Here is a 16,571-nt window from a genome sequence, read left to right as displayed (position 1 = left end):
ATGAACCCCAAAGGCAAGAGCATCGGCCGCCAGATCACGCTGTCCATCACGGTCGCCTCGCTGTGCTCGACGGTGCTGTCGATCAGCGGCTTCTACCTGTTCTACTATTTGATGGAGGTGTTCTATCCGCGCTGGTATGACGAGCCGGAAACGATCATGCCGTCCGGGCTGGAGTGGTTGTGGATCGGCCTGACCGCCACCGTGGTCGTCATCTTCGCCACGCTGGTCGCCTCGCGCCTCACCCGGCGCATCATCACCCCGTTGAACTCGGTGGCCGAGAGCCTGCGCCGGGTCGCCAGTGGCGATCTGGAGGCCCGCGCGCGCGGCGGTGACACCTCGATGACCGAAGCGGCCACCCTGGTCAGCGATTTCAATTCCATGGCAGAGCGGCTCAACCGCATGTCGGAGAACCGGGTGTTCTGGAACGCGGCGATCGCACATGAACTGCGCACGCCGATGACCATCCTGCGCGGCCGCCTGCAGGGTATCGCCGAAGGCGTGTTCGAGCCGGGGCCCGAACAGTTCAACAGCATGCTCACCCAGCTGGAGGGCCTCACCCGCATCATCGAGGACCTGCGCGTGGTCAGCCTGGCCGAGAGCGGCCATCTCGACCTGCGCCTGCAACGCAGCGACGTCAGCGTGCAGGTGGCTGCGGTGGTGGAGGCGATGTCCGAGGCGCTGGCCGAAAGTGGCTTCTCGGTGAGCCTGGACGCGCGGCCGTCGCTGGCGGACTGCGATCCGGCCCGCATCCGCCAGGCGGTGCTGGCGCTGCTGGAAAATGCACGACGCCATGCCATCCCCTGCCCGCTGCGGGTACGCGTCACCCTCGCCGAGGGGCATTGCACGGTGGCCGTGGAAGATGGGGGGCCTGGCGTGCCGGACGAACTGCGCGACAGCATTTTCGAGGCCTTCCAGCGCACCGATGTCTCGCGCTCGCGGCAGAGCGGCGGTTCCGGGCTCGGCCTGGCGGTCGTGCGTGCGATTGCCGTGGCCCATCACGGAACCGCGCGGTGCCGGGCTACCGAACGTGGCGGCAGTTCATTCGAGATCCGCTGGCCGGTACATGCGCGGCGTTGAGATTGCTCAAGGGTCCGCCTCGATCATCGCCTTGTAGAGCCGAGCCCATGCTCGGCTGCCATTCGTGCGCCCCGCGCGCAATAGGTGGGTCTCATGGATACCGAAACGCAGCTCAGCGCAACGCGCAGCCGAGCATGGCTCGGCTCTACAGAAAAGCGGCCATGCGTTGCAGTTCTTCGTCCAACGCGCCACGAAACACCTTGTCACGGGCCAGCGACTTGCCGGCATAGCCCACGCTGGATGCCAGCTCACCGTCACGCATGCTGACGTTGGCCCAGCCCACCACCTGGTCGTGCCATAGCACTGGCAATGCGTAGTAGCCGTACTGGCGCTTCGGTGCGGGTGTGTAGGCTTCGAACTTGTAGACCCAGCCCCATAGCAGCTCGAAGCGGCGGCGGTCCCACACCACCGGGTCGAACGGTGCCAGCAGGCGCACCTGCTCGTCCGGTGCGTGTCGGCGCGATCGCGGGTTCTCGTTGGCTGGCCAGTACCAGGTCGTTCCATCCAGCGTGCAGCTGGCCAGCTGTTGCTTGGCCAGCTTCAGCGCCTGCCGGCTCTGTTCGGCCAGATGCGGTGCACCGTAGCCCAGCAGCCGCACCAGATAGGTCAGGCTGGCCGAGGGCAGCGGCGCGTACTTGCGCACCACCAGGTCGATCAGGGCGGCCGCGCGTTCGACCTGCGCTTGTTCGCTGGCATCCAGCTCGGCATGCTCGGCCACTGCATAGATGCGGGTGCCACTGTCGCGCCGCTGCACGCGCAGCAGGCCACGGTAGTGCATGCCATCCAGCAGATGCGTACTGGCATTGCTGGTGCCGCCCCAGTAGTTGGTCACCCGCCCATGCGCAAACGCCTGGTCAACCTCACGCGGGTGCACGCTGCCGCGCTCGCGCACGAACGCCAGCACGTCGGCCGCACGACGATGGGTCTCGGCGTCCCACTCGCGCTTGGACACGCGCGGGTGCATCAGCGCCAGATGCTCGCGCGGCAGGAAGCCGTAGTTCACCAGGCAGTCCTCTTCCACCGGCAGTCGCGCATAGCGCCGCTCAAGATCGCCTGCACGGTAGTCCTTCACCCGGTGGCGCAGGGTCAGGTCCTGTGCCCGTGCCGGTGCGCGGATCGGGTCGGCCTGCACGAAACCCAGGCGCCGGATCGCGGCCAACAGCGTGGTGGGTTTGAACAGCGTGCGCGCCACCGCGTGGCGGCGCAGATCATCGAGGGTGGGCGTGGCAGGCATGGCCGCATTGTAGATCCGCGCCATGCGTGGATGGGGCCCTGACGGACCGTGTGCCGGTATCCACGCATGGCGTGGATCTACCGGACGCCGAGTACGTCCAGCGAGCCGATCACCAGCGCACGCATGCCCTGCCTGAACTCGGCAATCACTTCCTCGTCCTGCACGCGCCGCCCGGTCAACGCTTCGGCCTCGTCATCCACCAGCCCATACACCGTGTCCGCACCGGCAATGCAGTAGAACGCAATCGTGGCCAGCACCCAGCGCGCCTTGTCCAACGGCAGGCCGAATACTTCGGCCACATGGGCCTGGTGCGAGGCGATCTTTTCCAGCATCGGCGTGGTCGCCACCGAGCGCCGCAACAGGTAGGGCGGCAATCCAGGGTGCGCTTTCACCACCTCGCACAGCGATTCCACGAAGACCATCAGGTAGCCCTGCAGCCCACCCGGCGCCTCGACCGACGCGCGCGGAATCTGCCAGCGCTGGAACACCGTATCGGCCACCAGCCGCTTCAAGGCCTCCAGGTTGGCCACACGCTTGTAGAGCGCGGCCTGGGTCACCGCCAGCTCGGCGGCCACGTTGGCCATGGTCAGGTTCGGCAGGCCCAGCTTGATGCCGATGTCAGCCAGACGCTCGGGAGTGATGGTGGGCGGGCGGCCACGGGCCGGCGCCGGGATCTCGGGTTGCATGCTCATACCGTCGCGAGGGTGCCAGTAAAAGGACCCTCTTGTCCGCTTCATATGATTTAGTTTATTTTACTCAACTAATTAGGAATGCGTCTGGGCCGCACCCCGCCGCCATCCGGAATCGAGCCCGTGGCTCACTTCCCGCCAGGTCCCCACCCAGCCGACAACCCTGCGCTGCGCCCTCCCGCGTGCTTGCCGTTGGCAACGCGCCAGGCGCGTTCGCACCTGCGATTCACAGGAATCTGGCATGACCGTGTTTGACCTCCCCTCTTCGCCCATCCGTCCGGCCGTGGCAACTACCCGGCTGCCGATGCAGCCGCCCGGCCTGGCCCGGCGCTATCGCGTTTCGACCCTCGCGCTGGGGCTGCTGGCCTCGTTTGCCGCGCTGGCCGACTCCGCGCCGTCCACCCTGCCCTCGGTGCAGGTGCAGGAACAGCGACGGGCCACCGCCGACTATGCCGGAGGACAGGTGGCGGGCGGCGGTCGTGTTGGCCTGCTGGGCGACAAGGACTTCATGGACACGCCGTTCAGCACGGTCAGCTACACCGAGTCGTTCATCCGTGATCGCCAGGCCAAGGACCTCACCGACGTCATCGCCGCCACCGACCCGACGGTGTTCAGCAACGGCGTCACCGGCGCGTGGAGCGAGAACTATGCCATCCGTGGCTTTGCCTCCAACACCAGCGACACCACCTTCAACGGCCTCAGCGGCATGGCGCCCTACTACCGCACCTCGCCGGAGATGTTCGAGCGCATCGAAGTGCTGAAGGGGCCGTCCGCGCTGCTCAACGGCATGCCACCGGGCGGCTCGGTGGGCGGCGCGGTGAACCTGGTGCCGAAGCGCGCTGGCGAGCAGCCGCTGCTGCGGGTCAGCACCAACTTCGCCTCCGATGCGCAGTTCGGCGCCCACGTGGACATGGGCCGTCGCCTCGGCGCAGGCAAGCAGTTCGGCATCCGCTTCAACGGCGCCTGGCGTGATGGCGACGGCGCCGTTGGCAAGCAGAGCAAGAAGGTTCAACTGGGATCGCTGGCACTGGACTGGCGCGGTGATCGCACCCGCCTGTCGGCCGATCTGTACAGCGCCGACGATCGCGTGGACGGCCCGGCCCGTGGTGTCGGCCTGGCACCGGGCGTCGCCATTCCCCGCCCGCCGCGGGGCGACACCCTGATCAACCCGGACTGGGCCTACGTGGACAGTCAGGACAAGGGCGCGATGCTACGCGGCGAGTTCGACATCAATGACAGCGTGATGGCCTACCTGGCCTATGGCACCAGCAAGACAAACTACCGCTACAACGGCTCGATCAGCGCGCAGATCCTCAACCCGGCCGGCGACTTCAGCACTGTGATCGGCCAGTTGGCCTTTGACATCAAGAAGCAATCCGGTGACGCCGGCCTGCGCGGCAGCTTCCGCACCGGTAGCGTAGGCCACCAATGGGCCGCCAACGTGACCCACTACCAGCACACCCAGAACGACTATGGCCGCCGCAGCGTGCCCGGCTGGGACTGGACCACCAACCTCTACAACCCGGTGTGGGGCCCGGCCGCGCCGTTCGTAGCGCCACACATCTCGCATACCGACCTGCGCCTGGACAGCCTTGGCTTCGCCGATACCCTCTCCTTCGCCGATGACCGCGTGCAGCTGACGCTGGGCGTGCGCCGCCAGCAGGTAGTCAGCGAGACCTTCAACGTGGCCACGGGCGTACGTACTTCGCGGTATGACGAGAGCGCTACTACCCCGGCGGCAGCCTTGCTGGTGAAGGCCACCGACACGATCTCGGTCTACACCAACTACATCGAAGGCCTCAGCCAGGGCGCCACCGCACCGATGACCGCCGCCAACGCGGGCGATGTGTTCGCACCGTTCCGCACCAAGCAGAAGGAGCTGGGCATGAAGCTGGACATGGGTAGCTTCGCGCACACCTTCAGCGTGTACGAAATCAAGCGGCCCAGCAGCTACACCGACCCGGTCACGAATATTTTCTCGTTCGGCGGCGAACAGCGGAACCGCGGTTTGGAATGGGGCTTCTTCGGTGCGCCACTGGACGGCGTGCGCCTGCTGGGCGGCGTGGCCTATGTGCAGCCGAAACTGACCCGCACGGCAGGCGGCGTGAATGAAGGCCGCATGGCCACAGCGGTTGCGCAGCGGCAGGCCAAGCTGGGTGTGGAGTGGGATGTGCCGACCTTGCAGGGCCTGACCTTGACCGGCAATGCCACGGCGATGTCGAAGCAGTACATCAGTGCCGACAACAGCCTGTCGGTGCCGGGCCGCACGCTGTTCGATGTCGGGGCGCGCTACAGCACCACCGTGGCGGGTCGACCGCTTGCGCTGAGAGCCAGTGTGAACAACGTGACCAACAAGGCGTATTGGGGCATGCCGTTGTTGTCGAGCCTGGCGCTGGGTGCACCGAGGACGGTGCTGGTGTCGGCGACGATGGACTTCTGAGACAGGCGCCTCCACGCCAGACATGCATCACCTGTGGAGTCGAGCCATGCTCGGCTCGCTTTGCCGGTCACGCATGGCGTGGATTTCCCAGAACGTGTAGAGCCGAGCCATGCTCGGCTCCGGTTCGCCCGCTGAGTCGGGCATGGCTCGACTCTACACACGCCGATGGCGGCATGCTTCACCCCCCACCTGCGACGCGCATTCCTTGACCGCATCCGGCATTCAAGACACTCGACATGCCAGTTCCGACATTACACAAGCAGATGGGCAACCAACGCCAGCACCGCCAGATGCCCCACGTAATACCCGTAGAACGCCCACCGCCAGCGCGGCAGTGGCCATGTTACCCGCGCGGCCAGCAGCACCACCGGTACGGCCAGCAATGCCCAGCCGTTGTGGTTGACCCAGCACACCGCTGCGAGCCCGACCAGCAGCAGCCACCACGCGCGATGCCGGAACGCGATCCACCCCAGCAGCACGCAGCCGACACCCGCCCACTGGTAATCCACGAACATCGGCAGCACGCCAGCAGCCAGCAACAGCAGAACGGGCCGATGGTTCGCCAGCGCGTGCACGGCCACGGCCGCCAAAGTGAAGGTAAGCAGGATGTTGAGCGGCAACCAGGCGCCAAACGCGAATGCGTGCAATGGCTGCGCGATCAGCCCCCACAGCGCCAGCCGGCGCATCGACTTGCGCAGGTCGGCCCCGGGCTGGGCCAGGTTGCAGGCCATCACCAGCGCGAACAGCGGGAAGGCAATGCGCCCCAGTTCGCTGACCACCGGCACGTAGCCGTCGAAGACCACCTTGGCCACGTGATCACCGGTCATGGCCAGCAGTGCGATCCACTTCAGCAGCTCGCGCGCGCCGCTGCGGAGAGTGAAGTTGAAGGTTGACGTCCCGGTCGTGGTCGCTTGCATCGCGGCAGCTTATGCGCATCGGTCAGCCCATTTCCAGCATCGCGAAAGCATGTGCCACTGCAGGCACCCGGCTGCGGCGCTATGCTGGCCGCCCCTGCTTGTGAGACACCCGCCATGCGCAGCCTGTACCCCGCCATCGAGCCCTACCGCGAGTTCACCCTGCCGGTGAGCGATCTGCACACGCTGCATGTCGAAGAGTGCGGCACACCGGACGGCATTCCGGTGGTGTACCTGCACGGCGGCCCAGGCGCGGGCATTTCACCCACTCATCGCCGCTTCTTCGATCCGGCACGCTACCGCATCGTGTTGATCGACCAGCGTGGCAGCGGCCGCTCCACACCGTTCGGCGAGCTGCGCGACAACACCACGCAGGACCTGGTGGCCGACATCGAGAAGGTGCGTGAGCACCTGGGCATCGAGCGTTGGCTGGTCTATGGCGGCTCCTGGGGGTCGACCCTGTCACTGGCCTACGCACAGGCGCATCCCGAGCGCGCCACCGGCCTGATCGTGCGCGGCGTATTCCTCGGCCGCGAAATGGAAAACCGCTGGTTCGCCGAGGCCGACGGCGGTGCGCGCTGGATCTTCCCGGAGCGCTGGGACCGCTATGAAGCCTACATTCCGGAAGCCGAGCGCAGCGACATGATCGCAGCCTACTGGAGCCGCATGGATGGCCCGGATGAAGCGATCCGGATCGAAGCCGCGCAGGCCTGGCTGGGCTGGGAAGACAACGCGGCCACCCTGCAGCACGACGTGGATGCCGAATCCACCGATGACCCGCTGGATACCCTCGCCAAGGCCCGCATCGAGGCGCACTACTTCCGCAACGGCATCTTCCTGGAACCGGACCAGCTGTTGCGTGATATCGATCGCATCCGCCACCTGCCGGGCGTGATCGTGCAGGGGCGCTACGACATCATCTGCCCGCCGCGCAGCGCCTGGGACCTGGCCAAGGCCTGGCCGGAAGCGCGGCTGGAGATGGTGACCTCCGGCCACAGTGCCAACGAGCCGGCCACGGTGGATGCGCTGGTGCGGGCCACGGACGCCTTTGCCGACCGCTTCTGAAGCAGACGGGAGTGCCGGCCGCTGGCCGGCTTCCTGCCGTTCCAGGGTAGAGTCGGCTGTTAGTCGACTGCTCTTGGCAGGAAGCTGAAAGCTCCGCGCTGCGCGCGATAGTCGACTAGCAGTCGACTCTACCGAGCCGTCTCCGTCGAGCCACCTCGCCCAGGCGTCTCCGCGCAATCGTAGCTGTGCGGCCCGGTGAATGGCGACCCACCGGCAACGGTCCACGAGCCCCATTCTTCGCAGCCCACTTACAGCCTCCCGCAGAAGATCCGGCCGTGACCACCGCACCGGTAGTCCGCCTTTTCTTCAGGAGCACGCCATGATCGCTTGTCGCTACCTTCCCATTGCACTCTCGCTTTGTGCGGCCCTGCTGCTGGGCGCCTGTTCCAGGACCCAGGAGGCGAGCAAGGCCACCGCCGCCGAGGACGTCACCGAAGTGAAGTTGATACCGCCGTACGAGTCGCTGGACAGGGACAAGGACGGCATCGTCACCCTGGCGGAAGTCGATGCGGTAGCACCGGACTGGGCCGAACGCCTGCATGCCTGCGATACCGACCGTGACAAGACGTTGACCCGTGGCGAGTACGACGTCTGCAAGCAGACCAGCGCTTCGCATTGATCCATTACTGAACCCTCGATTGGCGCTACGGGTACCCGGCTATACCAAGGTATAGCCGGGGTAACCCACGAGCCTCTAGGACTGCCCCATTCAGGGGCGGACAATAGCGCCACTGGCCAGGGCAGCCCTGGCCGGCCCCTCCCCTCATGGAGACGCAGATGGACCCCGACCCTGCCGGGCGCACCGCGCCCCGGATGCCCGCTTGTTGCCTGTTCCTGGCGCCTGCCCGCCGGTCCCTGCCTGTCTGAGTGAGGGGGGATCGCCAGGTGCCGCCTGCCTGGAGATCGCCCCCATGTCATACAAGATCCTCTACATCACCCTGCGCCGCCTGATCGGTGAGCGCGATGTTGCCGCTCTGCGCAGCCAGCTGCTGCAGCACGGCCCGGTCATGTTCGCCCGTTCGCTGTCGCTCGGCTCGCCACGCGTGGTGGCCGACGCGCTGTCGTTGCTGCCGATCAGCGAACGCATCACGGTGCTGCGCCACCTGCCCTACCCCCTGCGCGATGCGATGAAGCCACTGTGCATCGGCGGCAGCCAGCGCCTGCACATGCAGCCGTGGTCACCGGCGGTGCTGGCGATGCGCCACGCCTGATCTGTTTCGTCCATTCCGTTCGTGTTCCGGCCCCGGCCGGCTCTGACATTCAAGGAGCGTCCCATGAGCCTGCTCAACGCCTGGTTCAACGCCTTCCTGCGCAGCCGTCGCGCAGGCAACCTGTTCCGCCGCCGCGCGATGCCCGAGGCCGGCTTCGGCCCGGGCAGCGCCGAAGCGGCACCATTCGCACTCACCACCGGCCTGGTCACCCTCGCCCAGCAGGATGAAGACCAGCTGCTGGCCACGCTGGAATCACATGCCGATGGCCTCAGCCCGCATGAGGCCGAGGAACGACTGGCCACGCTCGGCCCCAACGAGGTGGATCACGAAAAGCCGCTGCCGTGGTGGCGCCACCTGTGGCAGTGCTACCGCAATCCGTTCAACCTTCTGCTGACCGTGCTGGCGGCGGTGTCCTGGCTGACCGAGGACATCAAGGCGACGATCGTCATCGGTGCGATGGTGCTGCTGTCCACGCTGATCCGCTTCGTGCAGGAGGGTCGTTCGAACCGAGCGGCCGAGCGGCTGAAGGCACTGGTCGGCAACACTGCGCGCGTGCTGCGCCGCAATCCCGGCACCGAGGCTGCGGATGTGGCCGACCAGTACTTCGGCGCGCACCTGCACAGCCGCCGCCCGGCGCGCCTGCTGGACCTTCCGATCCGCGAGCTGGTGCCCGGTGACCATATCGTGCTGTCGGCCGGCGACATGATTCCGGCCGATTGCCGCGTGCTGAGTGCCAAGGACCTGTTCGTGGCGCAGGCGGCAATGACCGGTGAGTCGCTGCCGGTGGAGAAGTTCGCGCACCCGGGCGACGGGCTGGCCGGCCTGCTGGAGCAGCACAACCTGCTGTTCATGGGCACCAATGTGGTGTCCGGTACGGCCACCGCCATTGTGCTGGCCACCGGTAACCGCACCTACTTCGGCACCCTGGCCCAGCGCAGCACCGCCACCGACCGCGCACCCACCGCGTTCCAGGCCGGCGTCAACAGCGTCAGCTGGCTGCTGATCCGCTTCGCGCTGGTGATGGTGCCGTTCGTACTGCTGATCAACGGCTGGACCAAGGGCGACTGGACCGAGGCCTTCCTGTTCGCGCTGTCGGTGGCGGTGGGTCTGACCCCGGAAATGCTGCCGATGATCGTCACTTCCACCCTGGCCAAGGGCGCGGTGCTGCTGTCGCGGCGCAAGGTGATCGTCAAGCGGCTGGATGCCATCCAGAACTTCGGCGCGATGGAAGTACTGTGCACCGACAAGACCGGCACCCTTACCCAGGACAAGATCGCGCTGGAGCGCCACACCGATGTGTTCGGCCACGATTCGGAAGACGTACTGAAGTTCGCTTACCTCAACAGCCACTTCCAGACCGGGCTGATCAACCTGCTGGATCGTGCGGTACTGGAGCACGTGGAGCTGCAGAGTTCGCTGCGGCTGTCGCAGGACTACCACAAGGTGGATGAGATTCCGTTCGACTTCGAGCGCCGCCGCATGTCGGTGGTGGTCTCCGAGCGCGAGGACCACCACGAGCTGATCTGCAAGGGGGCGGTAGAAGAGATGCTGGCGGTCTGCAGCACCGTGCGTGAAAACGGCCAGGACATGCCGCTGGACGAGCGCCGCCTGGCCCGCGTGCGGCAGACCACCGAGGAGCTGAACGAACAGGGCCTGCGTGTGGTCGCGGTGGCGATGAAGGAGACCGCGGCCAGCCAGACCGCCTATTCGCAGGCCGACGAATGTAGCCTGACCCTGATCGGCTACGTGGCGTTCCTCGACCCGCCGAAGGAATCGGCCGCGCAGGCGCTGCAGGCGCTTGCCGCGCATGGCGTGGAGGTCAAGGTCTTCACTGGCGACAACGAACTGGTGACCGCCCGTGTCTGCGCACAGGTGGGACTGGATGCCGACACCATCCTGACCGGCCCGCAGATCGAGCGCATGGATGACGGTGCGCTGTCGCGGGCGCTGCACCACCATCGCGTGTTCGCCCGGCTGACGCCGCTGCACAAGGAGCGCCTGGTGCGCGAGCTGCGTGCTCAGGGCAAGGTGGTGGGCTTCCTTGGAGACGGCATCAACGATGCCCCGGCACTGCGTGCGGCCGACATCGGCATCAGCGTGGACAGCGCCGTGGACATCGCCAAGGAGGCCGCCGACATCATCCTGCTGGAAAAGAACCTGATGGTGCTGGAAGAAGGTGTCATCCAGGGCCGGCGCACGTTCAACAACATGCTGAAGTACATCCGCATGACCGCCAGCTCCAACTTCGGCAATGTGTTCTCGGTGCTGGTGGCCTCGGCCTTCCTGCCGTTCCTGCCGATGCTGCCGCTGCAGCTGCTGGTGCAGAACCTGCTGTACGACATCTCGCAGATCGCCATTCCGTTCGACAACGTGGACGAGGAACTGGTGCGCAAGCCGCTGAAGTGGAACCCGACGGACATCGGTCGCTTCATGGTCTTCTTCGGGCCGATCAGCTCGATCTTCGACCTGACCTGCTTTGCGTTGATGTGGTACGTGTTCGATGCCCGCACGCCGGCCGACCAGGGCCTGTTCCAATCCGGCTGGTTCGTGGTCGGCCTGCTGACCCAGACCCTGATCGTGCACATGATCCGTACGCCGAAAGTACCGTTCCTGCAGAGCATCGCTGCACCGCCCCTGCTGCTGATGACCGGCCTGATCATGGCCATCGGCGTGGCCCTGCCGATGAGCCCGTTGGCCGGCTACTTCAAGCTGCAGGCCCTGCCGGCCGGCTACTGGCCTTTCCTGGTGGCGATCCTGTTCGGCTATGCGGTGCTGACCACTGCGCTGAAGCGGTTCTACATCCGCCGTTACGGCTGGCAGTAAGCGCCCGCCGCCTGGTCCAGGGAGAAACACAATGGACATCAATCCCAACCTGCCGGCGTTCAACGCCGGCGCAACGCTCAGCTCGCTGATCAGCCTGTCGGTGGCATTCGTGCTGGGCACGATCATCGGCCTGGAACGGCAGCTGCGGCAACGCACCGCCGGCCTGCGTACCAACACGCTGGTGGCGGTGGGAGCGGCGGTGTTCGTCGATCTGGCGGTACGCTTCCATGACCTGTACGGCGGCCCGCCGTCGCCGCTGCATGTGGTTGCCTATGTGATCTCCGGCGTCGGCTTCCTCGGTGCCGGCGCGATCATGAAGGACGGCGCCCAGGTGTCCGGCCTGAACACCGCCGCCACCCTGTGGGGATCGGCGGCCGTGGGCGCATGTGCGGGCATCAAGCTGCTGCCTGAGGCGGTACTGGCGGCGGTGTTCGTGCTGGCCGCCAATACTTTGCTTCGGCCCGTGGTGAACCGCATCCAGCGGCAGCCACTGCCGGAAGCGTTCAGCGAGGCGACCTATGCGATCAACGTGGTCTGCCAGCGCGAGCAGCAGGCCGAGGTGCTGGACCGGTTGTTGCTGCTGCTCGAGCAGGCGCAGTACCCGGTGCGCGCGGTGGACCAGCGGCCGTTCGGCGAGCGCGACGTGGAGATCGAGGCGGTGCTGTATGCCACCACCGTCGATGCCGGTGAGCTCGATGCGGTGCTGGCCACACTGGCGACGACGCCCGGCGTACTGCAGGGGTTCTGGAACGCCAGCCTGGAGGAATAGTGGTTCGGTACTGCCGGCCGGCATCCACCCAATGGCGGCTTTGCTATCCTTTCCGCCCACGCCAGGGAGCCGTCCCGATGCCATCGCTGTCGCCCCGCCGCCCGCTGGTGCTGCTGGCTCTGATCGTCGTGATGGCGGCGATCTTCCTGATCGACACCGTCACCGATTATGCGGTTGCCGCCGCCTGCTTCTACGCAGCAGTCATCCTCGCCGCGTCGCGCGTACTGAGCGCGCGCGGGCTTATCACCCTGGCCATTGCCTGCATCGCGCTGACCGGGCTGAGCTTCTTCCTGACCCGCTTCGGCACCTACCGCATCGGCCTGGTCAACTCGGTGATCGGCATGCTGGTGATCGGCATCACCACCTACCTCGCCCTGAACATGGAAGCGGCCAAGGCCGCCGTGCAGGAAGCACAGGGCCGCCTGCTGCGGGTGGCGCGCGCTTCCACCGTGGGCGAGCTCACCACCTCCATCGCGCATGAAGTGAACCAGCCGCTCGCCGCCATCGCCAGCAGCGCCGAAGCCTGCCAGCGCTGGCTGGCACAGGACCCGCCGAACGTGGACAAGGCACGGCAGACCGTGGCCCGCATCCTGGCCGATGCGCACCGCGCCGGCGACGTGATCGCCCGCATCCGCGGCCTGACCCAGGGCGCGGCACCGGAACGACGCGCCTTCGATCTGAACCAGGCGGTGGAGGAAATGCTGGCGCTGTCGCGCAGCGAGCTCGACCAGCACGGCGTGGCCGTGGCGCTGCTGCTGGACGCCGACCTGCCTCCGGTGCAGGCCGATCGCGTGCAAGTGCAGCAGGTGATCGGCAACCTGATCCTCAATGCGGTGGACGCGATGGAAGGCGTGCCCGCCGCCGACCGGCGCCTGTCACTGCTGACCCGGCGTGACGGCCAGCGGGTCAGTCTCAGTGTGCGTGACCGCGGCGTCGGCCTGCCCGCCGACCATCCCGAGCGTGTGTTCGATGCCTTCTGGACCACCAAGTCACACGGCTTGGGGCTCGGGCTCAGCCTGAGCCGTTCAATGATCGAGGCCAATGACGGCCAGATCCGCGCCGAACGCCCCGCAGGCGGCGGTGCCTGCTTCATCTTCGACCTGCCCGTCGCCCTGGATACCCCTCATGCGTAAGCCCCCTGCACCTGCGGCCGAACCGGCGCCGATCGTCTACGTGGTCGACGACGATCCATCGGTGCGCGCGGCGCTGGAAGACCTGCTGGCCTCGATGGGCCTGCAGGTGCGCGCCTTCGCCTCCACCCAGGCCTTCCTTGAACACGAACTGGAAGACACCCCTGCGTGCCTGGTGCTGGACGTACGCATGCCGGGCCAGAGCGGGTTGGAGTTCCAGCGCAGCATGGGCAGCCTGGGCCTGCAGCTGCCCGTGGTGTTCATCACCGGCCACGGCGACATCGCGATGGGCGTCAACGCGATCAAGGACGGCGCCATCGAGTTCCTGACCAAACCCTTCCGCGACCAGGAACTGCTCGATGCGATCCACAAGGGCATCGAGCTCGACCGCCTGCGGCGCCGCGAGGGCGAAGCACTGGGCGCGCTGCAACAGCGCTGGGCCACACTCAATACCGGTGAGCGCGAGGTGGTCGATGGCGTGGTGCGCGGCCGTCTCAACAAGCAGATCGCCGGCGACCTGGGCGTCAGCGAGATCACGGTGAAGGTTCGCCGCGCACAGGTGATGCGCAAGATGGGTGCGCGCACCCTGGTGGATCTGGTGCGAATGTATGACCGCCTGCAGGCGGGCAGCGCTTGAATCCGGAAGCCGGCTATTCCGGTTCCGGCAATGCATAGGCGAACCGGTAGTCGTGGCGGCCTTCACTGATGGTGATCTCCAGTGTGCCGCTCAGGCCGAGCAACCCCTCACTGCCCGAGTCAGGCACCACCACCACGCTCAGCTCCGGCCTGCCACGGGTCATCAGGCCGTTGTGCTGCAGCGTGAAAGCACCCTGGCGTCCGGCCAGCGTGCCACTCACCCGCTCCATGGCCACGTAGCCGGCCGAGCCCTGTACCGGGCTGCGGAACGCCAGCATCTGGCCGACGCTGCTGCCCTGCAGGTCACCGTGGAAGACCTTGTCGATCGACATCACCCCGATCGGGCCGTCGTTGCCACCGATCGGCAGCAGGTTCACTTTAAAGGTTCCGTGCGCTTCGCCCTGCATCCTGCTCTCCCTCGTCGATGGGTTTGAACGCCGCTACTTCTTCGTCGCCAGCACGATCACCCCGGCCACCACCAGGCCGATCCCGCTCCATTCCCGCAGGGTCGGTCGTTCGCCCAGCAGCAGGTAGGCCAGCACGATCACCAGCACCACACTGAATTTGTCGACCACCGCGACCTTGGCCAGCTCACCACTTTGCAGCGCGCGGAAGTAGAACAGCCATGAAGCGCCGGTGGCCAGTGCAGACAGCACCAGGAACAACTGGGTGCGACCCGGCAACAGCAGCGGATTGGACCATTTGCCGGTAACCACCACCAACGGCAGGATCACCGCGGCCACCACCAGGGTGCGGATCGCCATGGCCAGGTCCGAGTCGACGCCCTTCACGCCCACCTTGGCGAACAACGCGGTCAGCGCGGCGAAGCACGCCGACAACCCGGCCCACACCAACCACTGCGGAACGTTCTGCATGCTGCGCCTCTCCCGGATCCATGCGTCCCGTTGCCAACGCTACACCCGTCGCACGCCTGCGCAAGCAATGCCGGGCAACGTGCGGATCAGGCGCTTTGTAGGCGGCGCTTCAACCGCGTGTCCATCAGTCCCACGGCCAGCAGCACCGCACTGGTCAGCCAGCCGGCAGCCAGCAGATGGGCCTGCGTCAGCGCGACGCCCAGCACGGCCAGCGCCACGGCACCGAACAGATGCGACCAGGGCGCACGCCCGTAGACCACCCGCTTGTACAAGGCGCTGCCCAGCAGGTAGATCAGCGGCCCAGCCACCAGCACCGTCGCATACACCGGCGTGACCGCCGCGCCCGGGTGATCCATCACCAGGTCATTGCCCACCGCTGTGGCGATGATGCCCGCGATCAGCAGTGCATGCACGTAGTGGAAGTTGGCGCCCATGCGCCCGGGGTCGGCCGCATGGGTGATCGCCTCGGTGGCGTCGCGGCTGGAGATGCCGAAGTACAGCCACCACATGGCGATGGTCCCGGCGAAGGTGGCCAACACCGCCGATACCACAGCGCTGCTCCAGTGCTCGATCTCGCTGAGTACGCCCCCCGTCGCCAACAGGGTCTCCCCCAGCGCGACGATGACGAACAACTGGCATCGCTCGGCCAGGTGCCCACCTTCGATGGTCCACTCACGGGTGTGCGAACGGCCCAGCCCCGGGAACGCAAAACCGAACATCGGCGAGACATACTCGCAGGCGACCGCCACCGCCCACAGCGCAAGTCGCGCATTGCCCTCGGTGGCCGCCCCGGCCAGCCAGAAGCACGCCGAGACGCTGACCCAGGCCAGCATCCGGCGGAAATTCGGCGCCAGCGGATGGCCGCGACCGACCTCCAGCAGCACGAACACGGTGCGCCCGACCTGCATCGTGGCGTAGGCCCCGGCAAACACCCAGGCGCGATCGGCAAAGGCCTCGGGGATGGACGAAGACATCAGCAGCGCCAGCAGCATGGTGACGAACAGCAGGCCACGGATGCGTGGCGCCTCCGGATCGAACCAGTTGCTGACCCAGCAGGCGTATTGCCAGCCCAGCCAGACAGCGAACCACAGCACCAGCGTCTGCATCACGCCGGCAAGGTCCAGGTGGTGCAGCAGATGATGGCTGAGCTGGGTAACCGCAAATACGTAGACGAGGTCGAAGAACAGCTCTTCGTAGGTCACGCGGGCGTGGTGGCCATCGCGCTGACGCAGGGCGGGCAGTCGCAGTCGTGTGCTCATGGCCATCCTTCAGCGCGCCAGGCGCCAGTACAGCAGGCCCGCCAGCAGTGCAGGCACGGCGAACACCAGCAGCAGGATCGGCAGTTCCTCCCGCACGGCGTAACCGGCCTTGCTCACGCCCACCCACATGTTGGCTACCGTCACCAGCAGCCAGGTGGCGATGAACGCGATCAGGGCCGTGGGCAGCAGCGACTGGCCTACGCTCCACAGCCGCCCGAACAGCAGGAACACGCCCAACAGCAGCACCCCACCCACCATCACCAGAAGCACGTGCATGGTCCATCTCCTTGAGCCCGCTGGCAGGCTAGCCGCCGCCGATTCTGCGCTCCAGCCGATGATCGTGGTTTCACCTTCCAGCCCCGACGAACAATCCCGACCCGCGTGCCACATGGCAAACGAGAACAGTTCCCATTAGTATTGCGTCATCGCGCAGGGATGCCCTCCCGCGC

At 66.6% G+C, this 16,571-nt stretch carries 16 protein-coding genes; 9 read left to right on the top strand and 7 right to left on the bottom strand.

Translation table 11 applies throughout. The features are described 5' to 3' along the window. On the top strand, positions 1-1,077 hold the full coding sequence (locus QRO91_RS09860; RefSeq protein ID WP_049430499.1) for an ATP-binding protein: 1,077 nt from the start codon (positions 1-3) through the stop codon (positions 1,075-1,077). A 145-nt stretch (positions 1,078-1,222) separates the two neighbouring features. On the opposite strand, the gene QRO91_RS09855 is transcribed toward QRO91_RS09860, so the two are convergent. Then, on the bottom strand, positions 1,223-2,311 hold the full coding sequence (locus tag QRO91_RS09855; protein WP_049430501.1) for a DNA glycosylase AlkZ-like family protein: 1,089 nt from the start codon (positions 2,309-2,311) through the stop codon (positions 1,223-1,225). 77 nt (positions 2,312-2,388) lie between these two features. Further along, a complete protein-coding gene (locus QRO91_RS09850) occupies positions 2,389-3,003 on the bottom strand; it encodes a TetR/AcrR family transcriptional regulator (RefSeq protein WP_049430471.1) in 615 nt (204 codons plus the stop codon). 301 nt (positions 3,004-3,304) lie between these two features. On the opposite strand from QRO91_RS09850, the gene QRO91_RS09845 reads away from it, so the two are divergent. Next, positions 3,305-5,440 carry a TonB-dependent receptor gene (locus QRO91_RS09845; RefSeq protein ID WP_370672013.1) on the top strand — a complete coding sequence of 712 codons (2,136 nt, stop codon included), beginning with the start codon at positions 3,305-3,307 and terminating at the stop codon, positions 5,438-5,440. 251 nt (positions 5,441-5,691) lie between these two features. On the opposite strand, the gene QRO91_RS09840 is transcribed toward QRO91_RS09845, so the two are convergent. Beyond that, positions 5,692-6,357, bottom strand: a complete 666-nt coding sequence (locus QRO91_RS09840) for a TraX family protein (RefSeq protein WP_049430475.1) — start codon at positions 6,355-6,357, stop codon at positions 5,692-5,694. Positions 6,358-6,471: 114 nt separating this feature from the next. On the opposite strand from QRO91_RS09840, the gene pip reads away from it, so the two are divergent. The 7 genes from pip to QRO91_RS09805 all read left to right on the top strand — a co-directional run bounded on the left by pip (position 6,472) and on the right by QRO91_RS09805 (position 13,989). Continuing rightward, positions 6,472-7,419, top strand: coding sequence for a prolyl aminopeptidase (pip, locus tag QRO91_RS09835; protein WP_197619257.1), 948 nt, complete (start codon positions 6,472-6,474; stop codon positions 7,417-7,419). A gap of 319 nt (positions 7,420-7,738) precedes the next feature. Further along, positions 7,739-8,038 (top strand): hypothetical protein, encoded by a 300-nt coding sequence (locus QRO91_RS09830; RefSeq protein ID WP_049430480.1) that lies wholly within the window; start codon positions 7,739-7,741, stop codon positions 8,036-8,038. A gap of 292 nt (positions 8,039-8,330) precedes the next feature. Next, complete coding sequence (locus tag QRO91_RS09825; RefSeq protein WP_005413574.1) at positions 8,331-8,630, top strand: hypothetical protein; 300 nt, start codon at positions 8,331-8,333, stop codon at positions 8,628-8,630. Between the two features lie 63 nt (positions 8,631-8,693). Next, on the top strand, positions 8,694-11,453 hold the full coding sequence (gene mgtA, locus QRO91_RS09820; protein ID WP_049430482.1) for a magnesium-translocating P-type ATPase: 2,760 nt from the start codon (positions 8,694-8,696) through the stop codon (positions 11,451-11,453). Positions 11,454-11,484: 31 nt separating this feature from the next. Then, positions 11,485-12,222: an MgtC/SapB family protein gene (locus QRO91_RS09815; protein ID WP_049430484.1), complete on the top strand. Its 738-nt coding sequence runs from the start codon at positions 11,485-11,487 to the stop codon at positions 12,220-12,222. Positions 12,223-12,299: 77 nt separating this feature from the next. Next, positions 12,300-13,355, top strand: coding sequence for a sensor histidine kinase (locus tag QRO91_RS09810; RefSeq protein WP_049430486.1), 1,056 nt, complete (start codon positions 12,300-12,302; stop codon positions 13,353-13,355). After that, complete coding sequence (locus QRO91_RS09805; protein ID WP_100443841.1) at positions 13,348-13,989, top strand: response regulator transcription factor; 642 nt, start codon at positions 13,348-13,350, stop codon at positions 13,987-13,989. The genes QRO91_RS09810 and QRO91_RS09805 overlap by 8 nt, the downstream gene beginning before the upstream one ends. A 13-nt stretch (positions 13,990-14,002) precedes the next feature. Here QRO91_RS09805 and QRO91_RS09800 read toward each other — a convergent pair whose 3' ends face one another. From QRO91_RS09800 to QRO91_RS09785, 4 genes are all read right to left on the bottom strand, one after another. Further along, positions 14,003-14,395 (bottom strand): DUF3224 domain-containing protein, encoded by a 393-nt coding sequence (locus QRO91_RS09800; RefSeq protein WP_049427886.1) that lies wholly within the window; start codon positions 14,393-14,395, stop codon positions 14,003-14,005. A 33-nt stretch (positions 14,396-14,428) separates the two neighbouring features. Then, positions 14,429-14,863, bottom strand: a complete 435-nt coding sequence (locus QRO91_RS09795) for an EamA family transporter (RefSeq protein ID WP_049427888.1) — start codon at positions 14,861-14,863, stop codon at positions 14,429-14,431. Positions 14,864-14,949: 86 nt separating this feature from the next. After that, positions 14,950-16,122 carry a low temperature requirement protein A gene (locus tag QRO91_RS09790; RefSeq protein WP_049427890.1) on the bottom strand — a complete coding sequence of 391 codons (1,173 nt, stop codon included), beginning with the start codon at positions 16,120-16,122 and terminating at the stop codon, positions 14,950-14,952. A gap of 9 nt (positions 16,123-16,131) precedes the next feature. Then, complete coding sequence (locus QRO91_RS09785; protein ID WP_049427891.1) at positions 16,132-16,398, bottom strand: hypothetical protein; 267 nt, start codon at positions 16,396-16,398, stop codon at positions 16,132-16,134. Positions 16,399-16,571: the final 173 nt, after the last annotated feature.

It is taken from the genome of Stenotrophomonas maltophilia group sp. Smal32 (assembly GCF_030237085.1).
GTDB lineage: Bacteria > Pseudomonadota > Gammaproteobacteria > Xanthomonadales > Xanthomonadaceae > Stenotrophomonas > Stenotrophomonas maltophilia_Q.
This window is presented reverse-complemented; position numbering and strand designations above follow the sequence as displayed.